Genomic DNA, 242 nt, shown 5'->3' on the forward strand with positions numbered 1-242 from the left:
CCGATCGAGGCGTGGATCATCGACGACACGTCGTTCCCCAAGCAAGGCAAGCATTCGGTCGGCGTGCACCACCAATATTGTGGGCAGCTCGGTAAGCAGGCCAATTGCCAGGTGACGGTGACGCTGTCGGTCGCCAATCACACGGCCAGCCTTCCGGTGGCTTATCGCCTGTATCTGCCGCAGGACTGGAGCAAGGATCGGGCGCGCCGGAAGAAGGCGGGCGTGCCGAAGGAGATCAAGTT

The 242-nt window shown here is 62.0% G+C and carries 1 protein-coding gene; it reads left to right on the plus strand.

Annotation, left to right across the window (positions count from 1 at the left end; all coding sequences use genetic code 11):
* A partial coding sequence (locus DNX69_RS11140) for a transposase (RefSeq protein ID WP_133256006.1) occupies positions 1 to 242 on the plus strand: 242 nt, incomplete at both ends.

Source organism: Rhodopseudomonas palustris (genome assembly GCF_003226555.1).
In the GTDB taxonomy this organism is placed as follows: Bacteria; Pseudomonadota; Alphaproteobacteria; order Rhizobiales; family Xanthobacteraceae; genus Rhodopseudomonas; species Rhodopseudomonas palustris_I.